This window comes from Bacillus sp. 2D03, assembly GCF_003946765.1.
GTDB lineage: Bacteria > Bacillota > Bacilli > Bacillales > Bacillaceae_G > Bacillus_A > Bacillus_A cereus.
Genome location: NZ_RPSJ01000012.1, coordinates 165,450 through 183,467 on the forward strand (window position 1 = coordinate 165,450; position 18,018 = coordinate 183,467).

Here is an 18,018-nt window from a genome sequence, read left to right on the forward strand (position 1 = left end):
TTATCATTTTATATAGAGTAAGATTTTGTAAGGGAAAGGAACTGTGTATGAATAAGCAAAGAATTTATAGTATAGTAGCAATTCTGCTATTTGTTGTAGGTGGCGTGTTAATTGGAAAGCCATTTTATGATGGATATCAGGCTGAAAAGAAACAGACTGAAAATGTGCAGGCTGTTCAAAAGATGGATTATGAAAAGCATGAGACGGAATTTGTAGATGCTTCCAAAATTAATCAACCAGACTTGGCGGAAGTAGCGAATGCATCATTAGATAAGAAACAAGTAATTGGTCGTATTTCGATTCCAAGTGTTTCAGTAGAACTGCCTGTTTTAAAAGCTTCTACTGAAAAAAACTTATTATCAGGTGCAGCGACAGTAAAAGAGAATCAAGTTATGGGAAAAGGAAATTACGCATTAGCAGGACATAATATGTCTAAAAAAGGTGTTTTATTTAGTGATATAGCTTCTTTGAAAAAAGGCGATAAAATTTATTTGTATGACAATGAAAATGAATATGAGTATGCGGTTACTGGTGTATCTGAAGTGACTCCTGATAAGTGGGAAGTTGTAGAGGATCATGGGAAAGATGAGATAACGCTTATTACATGTGTATCTGTAAAGGATAATTCTAAGCGTTATGTTGTTGCTGGTGATTTAGTAGGAACGAAGGCGAAGAAGTAAAAAAGAAGGTGAACTCTTTAAAGAGTTCACCTTCTTTTTTACTAATGTTGAGAAATAATAGAATATTTCGGTTCGTATTTAAGTATTCTTCTATTTATGTATAATAAAGTTAGAATTCTATATTTTGGGAGGAACAAGAGTGAGACAACAGGTGAAGAAACTTCTTTTAACAACGAGTATAGCGTTATTGGTAGCTCCAATTTCAGCTTATGCGCATCCAGGGCGTACAGATGCTAATGGCGGACATACGTGTCGTACAAATTGTGAGAAGTGGGGATTACAGTACGGGGAATATCATTATCACAATAAACCAGCTTCTAGTAGTGGCGCAACGAGCCCAGCTCCTAGTCAGAATAATAATAGTGCTGTAGAAGCTGAGAGACAAGCAGAAGCACAGCGCAATACTGAGGCTGAAAAACAACGTGCTGCAGAAGCACAGCGTAAAGCTGAAGAAGAGAGACAACGTGTAGCCGAGGAACAAAGAAAAGCTGAAGAGGCACGTAAGCAAGAGGAAGCGCAGCGCCAAGCTGATATGGAAAAAGGTCAACTTGAAGGTCAAAAGAATGGAGAAACTGATTTTAAAGCAGGAAAAAATGATGCAGAAGTGCATGTAGCTGGAAAATCTGATGCATATAAACAAGCGTTTAAAGCGACTTATGCAGCCGCATGGTCTTTAGAAGAGCAGAAGAAAACGCATTTTGAAAAAGGAAAAGAACAAGGTTTAGCACAAGAGACGATGGACGATAGTCAAGTTGCTCCAGAGTTTAAGGTAAACTTTGCAGACGGGTTCAAAGTAGGGAATAAAGAAAGAACAGAAAAAATTGAAAAGGAGCAAGCTGAATTAGGGGAAAAGACAGGGAAAGAACTAGCTGAAAAGAATCCTGAAAATAGAGAGAAAGAAGTATACGTGAAGGCATATGAAACAGCGTATGAAAAAGGCTATAAGTCTACAAAAAAGGTAGTAGAAAAGGCTGGCTATAAGTATGCATTTGAAAACTATGATTTAAAAGTTCCTGCTAAGTATGAACGAAATGAATTGTTAAAGAAGTGGTTTACTGAAGGATTTAAATCGAATAAAAAAGCAGCGGAAATTCGAGAAGAAGGGTATAAAAAAGGAGACAGCTGGTTCTCATTCTTCTATAAGAGTTTCGTACCAAGTGAATATAAAGAACATAAAGAGCTGTACGAACAAGCAATAGAAAAAGGTAAAACAGCATAAAAAAGATGAGGAGAAATTCCTCATCTTTTTTAATCCATCCATTTCACTAATTTCTTAGAAATTAATAATAAAACACAGCCTAATACAATTGCCACAGCGCCAATAACTGTGAATACTTCAGCGTATCCAAGTGAAGTTGTGAAGCTTGCAAGTTGTCCGCCTAAAATGTTGGCGATACCTGAACTTGCTAGCCATACACCCATTAATAAAGATGCTAATTTTACCGGAGCAAGCGAACTAACCATTGATAGTCCGACAGGTGATAAGAATAGCTCACCTAACGTATGGAAAAGATACGTAAAGACGATAAACAGTAAGTTTGCTTTTTCTGTAATGTTATGTTCATCACTACCTGTTTTTAATGTAGCGATAACGAGAATGATATAACCGATACCGAGTAAGATCATACCAAGTCCCATTTTAGTTGGGATTTTTAAATCACCCTGCTTGCGAGTTGCAAGTTTTGCCCATAATGCAGAAATGACTGGAGCAAGTAAAATAATAAATAATGGATTGACCGATTGGAACCAAGATGTTGGAACTTCCCATCCGAACACAGAGCGGTCTACAAATTTGTTTGTATATAATGTTAATGAGCTACCAGCTTGTTCAAAGCCAGCCCAGAAGAAGACAACGAAGCATGTTAAAATGACAATAACTGCGGTACGTTGTTTTTCTTTTTTTGTTAACGGTGTATCTCCTACTGATGGTTGTCCAGTAGCTGTTTGTAAATCGCGAGTTGGTTTCTTACCGATATTACCAAGGAAGCGATTTGATAGTGTTGTAAATAAAATTTGTCCAATGATCATTCCGATTGAAGCGGCTAAGAAACCGTAACGGAATCCGTAATGTACAACGCCATCAACTGTTGTTTTGAATAAATTTTCTGATAAAAATCCGCAAACGAGTGGAGCTAAAAATGACCCGACGTTAATACCCATATAGAAAATGGTAAATGCACTATCACGTTTTGGATCGTTCTCTTCGTATAATTCTCCAACCAGTGTAGAGATGTTCGGTTTGAAGAATCCGTTACCTATAATAATAAGCGCTAATCCGAGGTATAGACCTAATTGGTTTTGCAAGGCAAATAGTGTAAGGTTACCGATTGCCATTGTTATACCACCAATTGTGATTGCTTTTCGTCTACCTAGAAAACGGTCTGTTAAGTATCCACCAATCATTGGTGTGAAATAACAGGCTCCAGTATAAAATCCGTAAATAGAGAGTGCCCATGCGGGACTAAACCCAAGACCACCGCTTACTAAAGCTGTCGTTAAATATAATGTTAATAATCCTCGTAATCCATAGTAACTAAATCTTTCCCACATTTCTGTAAAGAAGAGTAAGTATAAACCTGGAGGATGTTTCTTTTTTCTTTGTTGTTCTCTTTCTAGTTGTATCGCTGATTCCATGTTATTTTCCTCCTGACACAAACAAAAACAAAGTTAATAATTTTGTACATTTAATATTTTACCTTATTAACTATTATAAGTCAATAAAGGTTGATTTTTCAGAAGAAATTGGAAAAGAGGAATAGCTATAGAATGGGTGTTTCTTTTGTGATAGACTATGGACTATGTTTTCTTTGTAAGGAAGCGGGTTATTGTACTTTTTTATATGTGAAATTGATTTCATAAAAGATGAAATTAAAGAAGGAGAAAGAAATGAAATTGTTACAGAAAAAAGAAATTTTACTTATTAGCCTTATGTTATTCTCTATGTTCTTTGGAGCAGGGAATCTTATATTTCCACCTTTCCTTGGGTATGAAGCAGGAGAACATGTTTGGATTTCATTAGTAGGGTTTATTATATCAGCAACAGGTCTTCCTATATTAGGTGTTATCTCTATTGCAAAAGCAGGAAGTTTTCAAACGTTAGCGGGTAGGGTTCATTCTTCATTTGCAATTATTTTTCCATGTATCGTGTATGTATTTATTGGACCTGGGCTTGGTATACCACGTGCGGGAAGTTTAGCTTTTGAAATGGGGCCAGGTCAGTTATTCCCTGAAGCAGGAAGCGGACTATTGTTGTTTTACACAGTTATTTTCTTTAGTATTGTTTACTGGTTAAGTTTATCTCCATCTAAATTAATGGGGTTGTTTGGAAAAGTATTGACGCCGTTATTATTATGTATGATTGCACTTATTTTTATAAAGAGTATGTTTACACCGGTAGGAGATATGAAAGAACCAATAGGGAACTATGGACAAGCTCCTATGTTTCAAGGGTTTTTAGATGGATATTTAACAATGGATGCGTTAGCTGCTTTAATCTTTGGAATTGTTATTGCAAATGCATTACGTGCAAAAGGTATTGAAGATGATAAAAGTTTAGCGAAATATATGAGTATTGCTGGCATTGTGGCAGGATTATTATTATCGATTATTTATGTCATCCTTGGATATGTGGGGGCAATTAGTGGCTCATTAGGAACATTCGATAACGGTGCGAAAGTGTTAGCGCAAGTTATGACTACATTATTTGGGGAGGGCGGAGTCGTTTTATTAGGTCTTATTTTTACTATCGCATGTTTATGTGTTTCAATTGGACTTGTTACGTCTTGTAGTCAATTTTTTGCGAGTGCATTTCCGAAAGTATCTTATAAAGTGTGGGCATTTATAGTAAGCGTTGTTAGTATGATCTTAGCTAATTTAGGATTAACGCAAATTTTAAAAGTATCAGTTCCAATTCTTGGATTTATTTATCCAATTGCATTAACTCTTATTATTCTAGGGTTATTCCATAAGTATATTGAAAAGTATGCATACGTATATGCAGTAACTGTTTTGGTTGTAGCGATATTTAGTGCAATTGACATTTTAAATAAAAATGTAATGATGAATCAGTGGACGTCAGCATTAAAATACATTCCGTTTTATACAGAAGGTGTTGGGTGGATTGTTCCAGCTATTGTAGGCATGTGTCTTGGTTTCATCGTTAGCATTGTTTTAAATAAGAATAACTGAGTAAAAAGGTGTTTTCCGATTTTGGAAGACGCCTTTCTTTTTTGGAAAAAATACTATTGAAAATGAATAGACTAAGAGTATGATAAAGATAATTGGTAATATATAGGTTTAATGAGAGTTACAAATGAGGGGGGAGCGTATGAAGAAGGATTTGGATAAGAAAATAGAAGCACTCGAAACGGCAATTGAAACAATTCAAGAAGCACTTGCTGAATTAAAAGTGAAGCAAAGGGAAATAGAAGTAGAAAACGCTCAGCAACATGTTAGTAAGAACAAGAAAGAATATATTGAAACGGTAATGGAGGAAAAGCCAAAAGAAGAAATAGTTAAGATAAAAGAGCCTTTGCAAGAACGTGAGGTAAAACAAGTAGATATATCTGCTTTTAAACCAGAGCCATTTAATATTATTAAGTTTTGTCAAACATGGTTACCGCGTGTATTTGTCGGTATTATGTTGCTTGGAGTGATCTGGTTATTTAAAGCAGGGGTAGATGCTGGCTTATTAACACCAGCGATACGAATTGTGTTTGGTATCGTATTATCTATCGGATTGTATTATATAGGAGATATTCAAATTAAAAGAGAGCGGCAGGCGTTAGGGTTAGTATTAGCTGGAGGAAGTATTACCGGGATTGTTCTAACAACGTTTGCAGCACATTATTTATATGGATTTATTCCGGCAAGTGTCGCGTTTCTCTGTAATATTGCATGGGTTATTTTAGGTATTTATTTAGCGAAAAGATATCAATCGGAATATCTCACTATTTTCGTAGCGGTCGGAGCGTTCTTCGTACCATTCTTGTTAAATAGTACGACTCCTAATCCTTATATTTTCTTTGGATATGAGACAGTATTAACACTTAGTTTATTATGGTATGCGTTGAAAAATCGTTATAAATACTTATATATGATTTCTTACGCTGTTGCTGCCATTGTCCTTTTCGTTTTCTTTGCTGTTATGTCAATGTTAGTAGAGAACTTGCAAATACAGTTAACGATTGTATATGGTTTGATTCATTTACTATTATTTTGGCATATGTTTACGGAGAGAAGTTTTATACTAGAACCACGTTTGGCAATATTTAGTGCGAATGCAGTGTTCTTTATACTAGCTATTTCAAAAATACCTGATTTTACAACATGGGGATTAATTATTAGTGCACTCGTGCATGCCGTTATGTTCGTATTTGAATATAGGAAAAATAGACATTCTACATTTACAAATCTCTTATTTGGTTTCGCAATGGGAGCATTTAGTTTAGCAATTTTATATGAGTATAGTTTAGTGAATGCAGCGATTGTACTATTGTTACAAGGTTTCCTCGGCATGGTCACTTCTATTAAAGTAAAACAACAGATAAAGTTGTATGTTAGTGCGACGGTTTACGCAATTGGAATGATACAGACTATTTTTAGCCCGTTTGATCAATTTATTTCGGCAGGCTTTGTTGCTCATCTTATTTTAATAGGAACGTTCTATTATTGCATGAGAGAGGCGAAAGAAGTATTAGCGAGCTTCGGCAAATATATGTATTCTATAGTGCTCTATTGGTTTATGATAATTGTATTTATTACAATTACGAGAATCGGTGAAGTTTTATCTACAGATGGAAGCGTAATTAGTGTATCAGTATCGTTATTATGGATGGTATATGCATTATTTGCGGTTTGGTTTGGAAGAAATAGAAATATGAATGAAATATTATATGCTGGTTTAGTCGTTTTAGTCGTAACGGTAGGGAAGTTATTCTTACTTGACTTACCAGAGGTATCGATGATGATTAGGGCAGTGTTATTCCTAATCGTCGGTAGTATAGGTATCGTTATTTCAAGAATGTTTTTCTCGAAGGAAGAGAAGTGAGAAGAAGGCAATCCATGTATGGATTGCCTTTTTTATTATTTCTTATTAATCGTTACAGTTTCATTATATTTCGTTGTTGTATTTTGGCGTAGACGAAGCGTTGCTTGTCCAGTTGTATTTGAATCAATCTGTACATTTACAACTTTCTCAGCAGAGCCTAAGCTGTTTGTTGTGAAAGAAAATGCACTACTATATCCGAAAGTAGATGGCCAAGTGCCGTTTGCATTTTGTAATTTAGCCACTTGTGTTCCACCAGTAGTGAAGATACCTAAAGAATAGTTGTTATACGTTGTATTAGGTAGTAAGTTATTTACTTGAATCTTCATTTGGAAAATTTCATTGTTTGGTAGAATGCTAGGGTGTGTAACGACGTAGTCGCTTGTTGTTACCGCACCGTTATAACCGTATGAACCTGGTTTAAAAGTATTTGTATTAAACCATTGATAACCTGCATTTGGTGCACTCCAAGGTTCAGGTTGTGGTTCTGTTGATAAGCTTGGCTGTTCAAATGTTTGTAGAGCTGTAGGTGAATCAAGTTGTAAACCATTTACTTGATCTAAACTTGTAAATGTCTCTTTATTTGATAACCAATTTACGATGTTTTCTAATAAGATAGCATCGTTTTCTTCTTTATAACCATCGTAAGTTTTCTTTGTTTGGCCAGAATCTTCACGAACGTACTTTGGCGTAGCATCTTCAACAGGAGAAGAGTCACCAATAAAGGCAGCTTTTCCAAGTCCTACTTTTGCAATTGCAGCATATGGGCCTTCTGCAATACCACCGCCATTATAAACGCCGCTATCAACAGCGTTATTCCATTTTGATGGATTTTCTGGAAGGTAAACAAGTCCTTTTGCTAGTTTTGGATTTGTAATTGCCAGAGTAGAACCAGCATGCATTGCTACAGACGAAACACCTTTTGTAATTCCGAAAGATTGTTCAGGCGATACAATTGTTTTCGCTGAAACATCACCAAGTGCATTGTAGCGGAAGCGAATACCGAAGTTGTCAGAGAGCCAATCAGAGCTTTCTACTCCTTGCATAGCTTGTGAATTTGCTTCTTCATTAGACATTCCTTTTGCTGGACTATCCCAAGCACCGCGTCTATATCCATTAAATACTTCAGAAGAGTCCCAGCGATTTTTATTACGATCTGCATTGTAATGATCAGCAATAAAGAAGATACTACCACCATTTTTCACATATTGTAACATAGCGTCCTGCTCAGATTTTTTGTAAGGAATATTAGCTTCTGGAACGATAAATACATTGTAATCTTTTAAGTCTTCGTACGTAAGAGGTGTTGATTTACGAAGTTCCTTTACGTGATATCCGTTTTTTGCAATGCCGTTTCCGAAGTCAGAAAAGCCGCCGTCAATAACCCAGTCAGCTGTCCCAGCAGTTTGACCGTGTGTATTATCGAATAATACTTTCTTCCCATTGTTTTGATTTACAACTTTTGCAGCAATTTCAGGAGCTGGGTCTACAGAGCTTTCGGCATAAGTAGACGGTATGAACGAAGTCCCTATACTTAGTGTAATTGCTGTTGCTAAAGAAAATGTAATCCATTTTTTATTCTTCATAGAAGAATCCCCCTAATAATAAATATATGTGCTTTAATAATGTAATTTATTTTTCTGTAAAAATAAAGACGGAAAACATAAAAAATATTAAAAGATTGTAAAAATACCGTGAATTTTGTTGAGAAATATTTATATAGATATAAAAACATCCCTTCCAAGTAATAAGGAAGGGATGTTTTGCTTAACTAATTTTTGAGTTAGGTGTTTCATCAATCTTATGAAACCCTTTCATGTAATATACGATTGCTAAGCCGATAAGCCAAATTGGGCCAACAATCAATGCAATTCGTGTATCTTCTGAATACGCCATTATACCTAATACTAATACAAGGAAAACGAGTGAGAAATATGAGCTTAATGGGTATAAAGGCATTTTATACGATAACCTTTGTTTATTTTGAGTAGGCAAGCTTTTACGGAATTTAATTTGAGCAACTAATATAATGCCCCAAGTCCAAATTGCGCCGAAAGTTGAAATGCTAGTAAGCCATGTAAATACCTTTGCAGGTACGAGATAGTTTAATATAACACCAATGAGTAAAACGATAGCAGTTGCTACAATTCCTTGGCTTGGAATACCATTTTTATTTAAACGACCAAATCTTTCAGGAGCTTTTTTCTGCTGAGCTAATGTATATAGCATACGGCCTGTACTAAATAAACCACCGTTACAAGAAGAAAGAGCTGCTGTTAATACGACAAAGTTAATAATACCTGCTGCTTTTGCGATACCAATTTGCTGGAATGTTAATACGAATGGACTGCCTTTCTCACCAAGTTCGTTCCATGGATAAATTGCCATCATAACGAATAATGCCCCAACGTAAAAGAGTAGAATTCTCCAAAATACGTTATCAATTGCCTTTGCGAGTGTTTTCTTCGGATTTTGAGCCTCACCAGCTGTAACACCGATTAATTCAACGCCTAAATAAGCGAATAGTACCATCTGCATGGAGAGTAGTAACCCAGAAAATCCATTTGGGAACCAGCCACCATGTGACCAAAGGTTTGAAATACCAGTAGCGATACCACCGTTTCCAAATCCGAATAAAATAATACCAGCTCCGACTACTATCATACAGATAATTGTGACAATTTTAATGAGAGCAAACCAAAACTCAAGTTCTCCAAATACTTTTACCGATAAGAAGTTAAAAGCGCTCATTAACAATAGAGCAAGTAACGCCCAAGTCCAGCGCGGGATATCTGGGAACCAGTACTGCATATAAATACCAGCTGCTGTAATTTCAGCCATGCAAGTAACAACCCATAAGAACCAGTAATTCCAACCAGTAATATAACCAGCGAGTGGTCCAATATAATCATATGCATATTTACTAAAAGAACCAGCAACAGGTTGTTCAATTGCCATTTCCCCAAGCGCTCGCATAATGAAAAAAATAACGAGACCGGCAATCATATAGCCTAGTAAAATAGAAGGACCTGCTAGTTTAATGGCGGAAGCGGATCCTAAAAATAGCCCAACGCCAATAGCTGAGCCCAGTGACATTAAAGTAATATGTCGTTCTTTTAAACCACGATTTAAAGTTCCAGATTTGTTTGTGTGCTGCATAAGAAGAATCCCCCTTGTAGAGTGAACGATATTTGAATGTGTTTGCTAAATATTTAACTATTTCAAATTATAAAACATTTCTATCTGTTATGCTACAAAAATAATCATAATGAACTGTACTACATCTGTAATTGTCAGACTTAAACTTAAAATTCGAACTATTAGGGAATATATTGACTCTTCTTTTTATTGATTGTTAAGATTAAGTATTATATTTTCTCACATACTAGTAAGAAAAAGAATGTGTGATAATAATTCAGGTGTAGGAAGGGTACATAAGCATGTTTCAATTACAAAAATATAACACTTCTGTGAAGCAAGAGTTTTTAGCTGGCATCACAACTTTTTTTACATTTGCGTATATTCTTGTCATCAATCCAAAAATATTATCTGATGCAGGTGTACCATTTGACCAAGCGTTTACAGCAACAATTATTGCAACCGTTGTTGGAACAGTAGGTATGGCGATTTTCGCGAATTACCCGATTGTTATTGCTCCAGCTATGGGAATGAATGCATATTTTGCTTATTCTGTTGTACAGAAGGCAGAAGGGATTACATATGTAGCTGCCTTTTCAGCTGTATTTGTAACGGGGATTATTTTTCTTTTATTATCTTTTACTTCGTTTAGGCAAAAGTTAATTTTAGCAATTCCTGATAGTTTAAAGCATGCAATTGCAGGTGGAATTGGACTATTTATTGCTTTTATTGGATTGCGCCTTTCTGGAATTATCGTGGATCATCCGTCTAATTTAGTTACGATTGGTGATTTTCATTCTCCAGCTGTTATTTTAACTTTAATTGGTTTAATATTAGCGGCGGTATTAATGGCATTGCGTGTGAGCGGTGCATTATTTATTAGTATGATTGTGACAGGAATTATTGCCTTCTTTACAGGGCAATTGAAGTTTGCTGATAAAATTGTGGCGATGCCTCATTTACCAGAGGGTATCATCGTTTCAAACCCAATCAATGCCTTTTCAGATGTAATTGAATACGGATTATACGGCGTTGTATTTTCATTTTTACTTGTACTTTTATTCGATACAACAGGTGCATTACTCGGTTTAATTAAACAAGCAGGCTTAATTACAGACAATACAGAGAAGCGTTTTGGTAAAGCGTTTATTGCGGATGCAATTGGCGGGACTACAGGTTCTATCTTTGGAACAAGCCCAACAGCAGCGACGATTGAATCGTCAGCAGGTATTGCTGCAGGTGGTAAAACTGGATTAACAGGGATTGTAGTTGTTGGTCTAACAATTATAACGGCATTTTTTAGTCCTGTTATTGGTTCTTTATCAAGTGTAGCCGCTATTACAGCTCCTTCATTAATTATAGTAGGTAGTTTAATGGCACAAAGCATTCGAGATATTAATTGGAATGAATTTGAAGATGCGTTACCAGCATTTTTAATTTTTATAGGTATTCCGTTAACATCTAGTATTGCAAATGGAATCGCAATTGGATTTTTAGTATATCCAGTCTTGAAAATTGTGAAGGGTAAAGGGATGGAAGTACATCCATTACTATACTTATTTGCATTCTTATTTGGATGTCATTTATTCTTATAATATAAATATAGGAGAGGGCCTTCTTATGGGAGGCTCCCTTTTTGTGTATAATAAAGTGAAACTATGGGCAGTAGGGGATATCCTCACTGTGTATTAGCCCGCACCAATCGGGATAAGATGAAAACTTAATTGGTTTCGTAAAATATAAATTACTTAATGGAATATATATGTTACAATATAGGTGGAGGAGGAACATGAATGGCTGTAAGTAAAATAAAAGTCGCGCGTGTTCAGTTAGATTTAACACAGCAACAATTAGCAGAAAAAGTAGGCGTTACAAGGCAAACGATTAGTTTAATTGAGAAGGGGAAATACAATCCATCTTTAGATTTATGTTTAAAAATTTGTTATGCAGTAGATAAAACGTTGAATGATTTGTTTTGGGAGGAAAAGGAGTGGTAGGATGAAAATCGTGAAAGATGAACGTTTAATGATTGAAGGGTTAAAACATATTAGATTAGCTTTCATCTTACAAAATATCGTCATACTAGCTATCGTCTTTTACCGCTATGTCTTGCAAGGGGCAGGATATGAAAGTGTTTCGGATTTATTAATGGTATTTATGGGCGGGATAATAATTATTAACTTTTTAAATCTGAAAAATTCAGTGGAAGTGTATGAGCATACGGGCGGAGTGTCGCGTCGTTATTTTATGAAGCTATTATTTATTCCGGTGGGTATTATTATTGGGATTTTAGCTATTTGTATCGTTGTAACACCAGATATTTCGATAAAGGAAATTAGTATGACAGGACTTATTATGTTTGCTTGTTTTTTAGTTCCTAGTTTGTTTATATACATATATATGAAAAAAATAAAAAGAGAAGATTGAAATATAAGAAAGGCTTTCCCGTATTGAGGAAAGCTTTTCTTATATCTTTTTATACAAAACTTTATGAAGGCCAATTGGTTCAATTTCAAAAATTTCACCATGTTCCTGAAAGCCTAAGCGCTTGTAATAGTCAGCTACAGTAATTCGGCCATTACACCATAACATATTTGCTTGACGCTCTTGTAAGATTTGTTTTGCATTCTGAATTAAGGAGCTTCCAGCGTGGTTGTTTCGAAACTCAGGTAATGTGGCCATTCCTCGTAGACGATAATGAATACCGGCTGGTAGGTCAGGATATATTTCTTTTGAGAAGGAAGCGATACTAATTAGTTCATCGTTTATAAATGCGCCTAAGTGGAAGGTGTCTGTTTCATAATCGGAAGGATATTTACAATCTGCTAATGTTTGATTGGGGCGTAAAATTTTTTGACGTAATACGTAAGTTTCGGATCCCTCAATATTTTTCACGATAATCATATTAACATCCTTTCTTATAAGGCTTTTTCTGTTAATTGTATAAAGAAATAAGCAGGTGCGGCGAGAAGTCCGAGTATGCTAGCAGTTCCGAGAAGGAGTGAAAGTAGGAGGCAAGAATATTTTATTCCATTCGATTTTTTCCATCCGTAACTACAAATCTCAATACTAACACCGATGAGAATAATGGCAACGAGTATTTCTGCTAATAATAAAAGAGCTAAAGTTACAATAGACATAATGTGATCCATCCTCATAATATGTGATAGTAACATTTTACCATATGAAGTTAAAAAAATGCCCCTCAATTATGTGAGGGGCATTTTTTTACTCTAATATGTTTTTTAGTGTATCGATATGTTCTTTTGAACCTGTTACAAGTAATGTGTCACCGTGTTGTAGTCTTGTATCACCATGTGGTATTAATGCTTTGTTACCGCGGTAGATTTGAATGACAAGTACATCACCTAAAAACGGGAGGCGGCGAAGCGCAACGCCGTTATATTTATTGCTGCGCAGTTCAACTTCACGTACTGTTTCGTTTGCTGTTGTAATTAAGCGAACGAGACTAGGTTTATCAATAAGTGCACGTAATAAAATACGTGTAGAGTTAATTGTTGAGAATACAGCGATATGTTCTTGCGTTGCTTTTTCTTGTAGAAGTGGATCTTCTACACTTGCAATAACATGTTCAACACCTAGCTCTTTTGCATGTTCTGCCAATAATAAGTTTTGTTCATCATCGCTTGTTGCAACAACGACGCGATCTGCATTAAATGCTGTTTGTTCAGTTAATGATGCGATTGTGATGTCATCTAATTTCACGATAGGGAAGTCATGTGATTTCGCTTCTTCATCATTTATTTTGTTTTGACGCATCATATATAGCGTTACGTCATAATCTTCTCGTTTTAAATCTAGTGATAACGGAAGGGTAATTCTGCTCGCGCCAATAATAGCTACTTTTGGTTTTGGTGTTTCTACTTTTGGGAACATTTTTTTAAACAATATAGGTGCAAAAATACAAGTAATAACTGCGCTTAAAATAAGAGAGGCAGATAAACTTGGACTGATGATCTCCAGTTTTTCACCAATTTGTGCAGCCGCAATAACTAGAGAAAGTGTCGATGTTAATAAGATTGCACTTCCAAGTACGATATTACGTGGATACCATTTTCTTAAGACGAGTGATGGTAAGAGTTTCGAAATAAAGAGTCCTACAATTAAGATTGGAATCATTAGCATGCTAGAAGGTTCTTTGAAAATAGACCACACCTCTAGATTTACACCAACCATTACGAAGAAAATAGGGATGAAGAAACCATAGCCGATAGAATCAAGTTTTTCCACCATATCTTCATTTGGTGATAATAACGATACAAGTACACCTGCTAAGAAGGCGCCTAAAATATTTTCTGCTCCAACAGATTCCGATAACCCAACTAAGATTAAAATGAGTGCAAAAACAGCTCGTGTATCAATTTGTACACTACCAGCTTTTAAACTATCTAAGTATGGAATGTTTTTAAAGCGTTTTGCAATAAAGTAAATGACAATACCGGCACCGAATAGAATAAGTAAGAGCCACATACTCTGACCGCTTTCGGAATTTAATCCGACAAAAACAGCGAGTAAAATCATTGTAACTAAGTCTGCAATAACAGCAACTAATAAAATGATTTGTCCGATTGCAGTTTTTCCTAGGTTGTTCTCTTTTAATGTTGGTACAACAACACCTAAAGAAATAGTTGAAATAATTAAAGTCATGAACATTGCATTATCTACGAATCCTAGCCATACGAATAGTAATGATAGGGCATAAGACAAGATGAAAATAAATAAGAAGATAATGCTTGCTGCTTGAAATGTATTTGGCTCGTTTGTCGTATTCTTTTTCCCTTTTTGTTTAAAGATAGAAAAATCAATTTCTAAACCGCTTAAGAACATAAGGAAGATAAATCCTAATGTTGATAAAACTTGAAGCCATATATCTGGCTCAATAATATTAAACCCACTTTTACCTACAAAGATTCCTGCAATAATTTCTGCAACGACCACAGGAAGTGCTTTTAATTTAAAGCGTTGTAACAAAAGGGGAACGAAAAACGCGATTGCAACGACAACCATAAGTGATAGAACAGAAGTATGATGTTCCATTGCGTTCTCTCCCTTCAAATAAATATAGTACCTATTTAGCCATATAATAGGTAGAAAAGCAACGCATATGGATTCGATTTCATAAAGAAAGACTTTTCTTAACATTTGTCATAATAAGTATATTTTTCATGATTATGCCGTTAATTCCGTAATGTGGATGTAATAGGGGGGATAAAAAAAGACTGCTGAGGAATCTCAGCAGTCTTTTTCATGTACATTACATTGAGAAGAAGATCCATACAGTTAAACCAACTGTTGCAGTTGCAACGAAGAAACTGTATATCATTGTAAGAATTTGAACTCTTCCTTCTCCTTCTTTTAAATGCATGAACATAATTAATTGTAACAACGCTTGCGCAACAGCCATTATGATAATAGTTGTTAGGACTGTTGAAAGTGGCAATGTTGTGTAAAGTGCCACGTATAACGCTAGGAACGTTAATGCAAGCGATAAAATAAATCCGAAAACGTGTGACCAAGGGAATCCGCTATGCGCATGTCCGTTTGCTTGGTTGTTATTTTGACCCATTTACGCCACCATCCCGTTCAAGTAAACTAGTGTGTAAATAAAGACCCAAACAAGATCGAGGAAATGCCAGTATAAGCTGATAATGAATACTTTACGAGCTGTAACTGGTGTTAAACCTCGTTTTAAAATTTGGATAATAACACAAATTGCCCAAATGATACCGCCTGTTACGTGGGCTCCATGCGTTCCAAGAAGAACGAAGAATCCAGATAAAAAGGCACTTGTTTGAATTGTTGCACCTTCACCAATATACATAATGAATTCTTCAATCTCGAAGAATAGGAAACCTGCACCTAAAAGTAATGTAAGGACGAACCATCCAAGCATCGCTTTTTGGTTGTGCTTACGCATTTCGTGAATTACGATACCACATGTGAAACTACTTGTTAAAAGTAGTAATGTTTGAATTAAAAGCGTTTTAAGTTCAAACAGTTGCGCTGGTGTTGGGCCATCTGCCGTACGACCAGCAAGGACTAGATAAGAGGCGAAAAGTGTTGCGAACAGCATAATTTCAGCCCCAAGAAAAATCCAGAATCCTAGGATATTCAATCTGCTTTGTTCGGATTGATATTCCAAAGGTAAGCTTTTATCTAAAGCCGCCATGTCATTTCACCTCTCATGCTATATGTTCTGTTTTTTTAATTTCATCAACACTGATATAGTAACCTTCATCATAATCGAATGAACGATAGATTAAGCAAGCTAAAATACCAACTCCACCGATTGCTGCAAGCCAGAACCAGCTAAATACTAATGCGAAACCTGCAAGACCGAAGAATCCAGACGCAATAATAGGCACACCAGAGTTACTTGGCATGTGAATTGGTTTGATATCTTCTGCTGCTGGTGTAACTGTTTCTCCGCGTTTTTTCATGTACCAGAAAGCATCAGCTTCTTTAATTTCAGGAAGCTTCGCGAAGTTGTAATGTTGTACAGGAGAGTGAGTTGCCCATTCAAGTGTACGACCATCCCATGGATCTCCAGTTGTGTCACGTTCACCGTGACGTGCACTCCAAATTACGTTGTAGCAAAGAAGTAGGAAGCCGATACCCATCATTACCGCACCAACAGATGCGATTTGGTTTAGCCATCCCCATCCAAGACTTTCAGAGTAAGTGTACATACGACGAGTCATACCGTCTAAACCTAAGAAGTACATTGGGAAGAAACAGATGTTGAATCCGCTCATAAAGATCCAGAATGTCCATTTACCTAGGCGTTCATTTAACATATGACCAGTCATTTTTGGATACCAGAATGTGAATCCAGCAAGCATAGCGAATACTGTACCTGCGATTAATACGTAGTGGAAGTGAGCGATTAGGAAGTAGCTGTTATGGTATTGATAATCAGCTGCTGCCATTCCAAGCATAACCCCTGTAACCCCACCGACTACGAAGTTTGGAATAAATGCCAATGACCAAAGCATTGGAACTGTAAAACGAATACGTCCTTTATACAGTGTAAACAACCAGTTAAAGATCTTAACCCCGGTTGGAATCGAAATCGCCATTGTCGAAATCGAGAAGAATGAGTTAACCGCTGGACCTGCACCCATCGTGAAGAAGTGGTGAAGCCATACGACGAAACTTAGTAAAGAAATTGCAACCATTGAGTATACCATCGCACTGTAACCGAATAGACGCTTACGTGAGAATGTACTAATGATTTCAGAGAAAATACCGAATGCCGGTAAAATAACGATATATACTTCAGGGTGACCCCATACCCAGAACAGGTTGGCCCATAACATCGGCATACCGCCGCTCGCCATCGTAAAGAAGTGAGCATCGAATAGACGGTCAAATGTCATTAATGCAAGAGCAACTGTTAATACTGGGAAAGCGAAAATAATGATAATTGTTGTAATTAAGATTGACCAAGTAAACATTGGCATTCTCATTAAAGTCATACCAGGTGTACGCATTTTTAAGATAGTAACAAGGAAGTTAATACCGGTCATTAGCGTACCGAGACCTGAAATCTGTAATGCAATTGCGTAGTAGTTATTTCCTACGCCTGATGTAAACTCTGTACCTGCCATTGGGAAGTAAGAAGTCCACCCAGCGTCTGGAGAACCACCGATTACGAAAGCGATGTTGAATAACATTGCTCCGACAAAGAATAACCAGAAACTTAAAGCATTTAAGAACGGATATGCAACGTCACGAGCACCAATTTGTAATGGTACTACAAGGTTCATTAATCCCATAACGAATGGCATTGCCATGAAAAGAATCATTACTGTACCATGTGTTGTAAAGATCCCGTTATAGTGTTCAGCGTTTAAATAAGTTGTTTCTGGGAATGTTAATTGTGCACGGATCATTAAACCATCCATACCACCACGGAATAACATGATAACCGCAGAAATAATATACATAGCTCCGATTTTTTTATGGTCAACAGTTGTTAACCATTCGTCCCAAAGCCATTTCCATTTTTTATACTTTGTTAGTACGAAAATGATTGCTAATGTCACAAGAACGATAGAAGCGTCTGCACCGTAAATAATCGGGTCACCTGTGACAAAGAATTCATCAAGCTTCACTGTGTTCACTCCAATC

At 36.2% G+C, this 18,018-nt stretch carries 16 protein-coding genes; 7 read left to right on the plus strand and 9 right to left on the minus strand.

What is annotated here, in order from left to right; translation table 11 throughout:
• Positions 1 to 47: 47 nt before the first annotated feature.
• The gene (locus EBQ15_RS24030) at positions 48 to 680 is read left to right on the plus strand and encodes a class A sortase (protein ID WP_001041724.1); all 633 of its coding nucleotides are present in this window, start codon (positions 48 to 50) and stop codon (positions 678 to 680) included.
• 139 nt (positions 681 to 819) lie between these two features.
• Entirely contained in the window at positions 820 to 1,899 is a 1,080-nt protein-coding gene (locus EBQ15_RS24035) for a YHYH domain-containing protein (protein WP_001249812.1), read from the plus strand.
• Between the two features lie 29 nt (positions 1,900 to 1,928).
• Here the strand turns inward: EBQ15_RS24035 and EBQ15_RS24040 are convergent, their stop codons facing one another.
• The gene (locus EBQ15_RS24040) at positions 1,929 to 3,314 is read right to left on the minus strand and encodes a peptide MFS transporter (RefSeq protein ID WP_000443146.1); all 1,386 of its coding nucleotides are present in this window, start codon (positions 3,312 to 3,314) and stop codon (positions 1,929 to 1,931) included.
• Positions 3,315 to 3,566: 252 nt separating this feature from the next.
• On the opposite strand from EBQ15_RS24040, the gene brnQ1 reads away from it, so the two are divergent.
• Together brnQ1 and EBQ15_RS24050 are read left to right on the plus strand one after the other, a co-directional pair.
• Positions 3,567 to 4,868, plus strand: coding sequence for a branched-chain amino acid transport system II carrier protein BrnQ1 (gene brnQ1, locus EBQ15_RS24045; protein ID WP_000771699.1), 1,302 nt, complete (start codon positions 3,567 to 3,569; stop codon positions 4,866 to 4,868).
• 139 nt (positions 4,869 to 5,007) lie between these two features.
• Complete coding sequence (locus EBQ15_RS24050; RefSeq protein ID WP_000710925.1) at positions 5,008 to 6,729, plus strand: DUF2339 domain-containing protein; 1,722 nt, start codon at positions 5,008 to 5,010, stop codon at positions 6,727 to 6,729.
• 35 nt (positions 6,730 to 6,764) lie between these two features.
• Here the strand turns inward: EBQ15_RS24050 and EBQ15_RS24055 are convergent, their stop codons facing one another.
• The gene (locus EBQ15_RS24055) at positions 6,765 to 8,312 is read right to left on the minus strand and encodes a DNA-binding protein (protein WP_000791518.1); all 1,548 of its coding nucleotides are present in this window, start codon (positions 8,310 to 8,312) and stop codon (positions 6,765 to 6,767) included.
• A 181-nt stretch (positions 8,313 to 8,493) separates the two neighbouring features.
• A complete protein-coding gene (locus tag EBQ15_RS24060; RefSeq protein ID WP_001164899.1) occupies positions 8,494 to 9,885 on the minus strand; it encodes an amino acid permease in 1,392 nt (463 codons plus the stop codon).
• 281 nt (positions 9,886 to 10,166) lie between these two features.
• Here EBQ15_RS24060 and EBQ15_RS24065 point away from each other — a divergent pair, with 281 nt between their 5' ends.
• The 3 genes from EBQ15_RS24065 (at position 10,167) to EBQ15_RS24075 (ending at position 12,291) form a co-directional block, all read left to right on the plus strand.
• Positions 10,167 to 11,459, plus strand: coding sequence for an NCS2 family permease (locus EBQ15_RS24065; protein WP_000487181.1), 1,293 nt, complete (start codon positions 10,167 to 10,169; stop codon positions 11,457 to 11,459).
• A 198-nt stretch (positions 11,460 to 11,657) separates the two neighbouring features.
• Positions 11,658 to 11,861: a helix-turn-helix transcriptional regulator gene (locus EBQ15_RS24070; RefSeq protein ID WP_000301183.1), complete on the plus strand. Its 204-nt coding sequence runs from the start codon at positions 11,658 to 11,660 to the stop codon at positions 11,859 to 11,861.
• A gap of 1 nt (position 11,862) precedes the next feature.
• Positions 11,863 to 12,291, plus strand: coding sequence for a hypothetical protein (locus EBQ15_RS24075; RefSeq protein ID WP_000706629.1), 429 nt, complete (start codon positions 11,863 to 11,865; stop codon positions 12,289 to 12,291).
• A 39-nt stretch (positions 12,292 to 12,330) separates the two neighbouring features.
• Here the strand turns inward: EBQ15_RS24075 and EBQ15_RS24080 are convergent, their stop codons facing one another.
• The 6 genes from EBQ15_RS24080 to qoxB all read right to left on the minus strand — a co-directional run bounded on the left by EBQ15_RS24080 (position 12,331) and on the right by qoxB (position 18,002).
• Positions 12,331 to 12,768 (minus strand): GNAT family N-acetyltransferase, encoded by a 438-nt coding sequence (locus tag EBQ15_RS24080; RefSeq protein ID WP_000587683.1) that lies wholly within the window; start codon positions 12,766 to 12,768, stop codon positions 12,331 to 12,333.
• Positions 12,769 to 12,782: 14 nt separating this feature from the next.
• Positions 12,783 to 13,040 (minus strand): DUF4022 family protein, encoded by a 258-nt coding sequence (locus EBQ15_RS24085; RefSeq protein ID WP_044129536.1) that lies wholly within the window; start codon positions 13,038 to 13,040, stop codon positions 12,783 to 12,785.
• Positions 13,041 to 13,092: 52 nt separating this feature from the next.
• Complete coding sequence (locus EBQ15_RS24090) at positions 13,093 to 14,922, minus strand: monovalent cation:proton antiporter family protein (RefSeq protein ID WP_000399961.1); 1,830 nt, start codon at positions 14,920 to 14,922, stop codon at positions 13,093 to 13,095.
• 217 nt (positions 14,923 to 15,139) lie between these two features.
• On the minus strand, positions 15,140 to 15,451 hold the full coding sequence (qoxD, locus tag EBQ15_RS24095; RefSeq protein ID WP_000531386.1) for a cytochrome aa3 quinol oxidase subunit IV: 312 nt from the start codon (positions 15,449 to 15,451) through the stop codon (positions 15,140 to 15,142).
• Positions 15,452 to 16,054 (minus strand): cytochrome aa3 quinol oxidase subunit III, encoded by a 603-nt coding sequence (qoxC, locus tag EBQ15_RS24100; protein ID WP_000729317.1) that lies wholly within the window; start codon positions 16,052 to 16,054, stop codon positions 15,452 to 15,454.
• A gap of 13 nt (positions 16,055 to 16,067) precedes the next feature.
• A complete protein-coding gene (gene qoxB, locus EBQ15_RS24105) occupies positions 16,068 to 18,002 on the minus strand; it encodes a cytochrome aa3 quinol oxidase subunit I (protein ID WP_000762367.1) in 1,935 nt (644 codons plus the stop codon).
• Between the last annotated feature and the right edge of the window lie 16 nt (positions 18,003 to 18,018).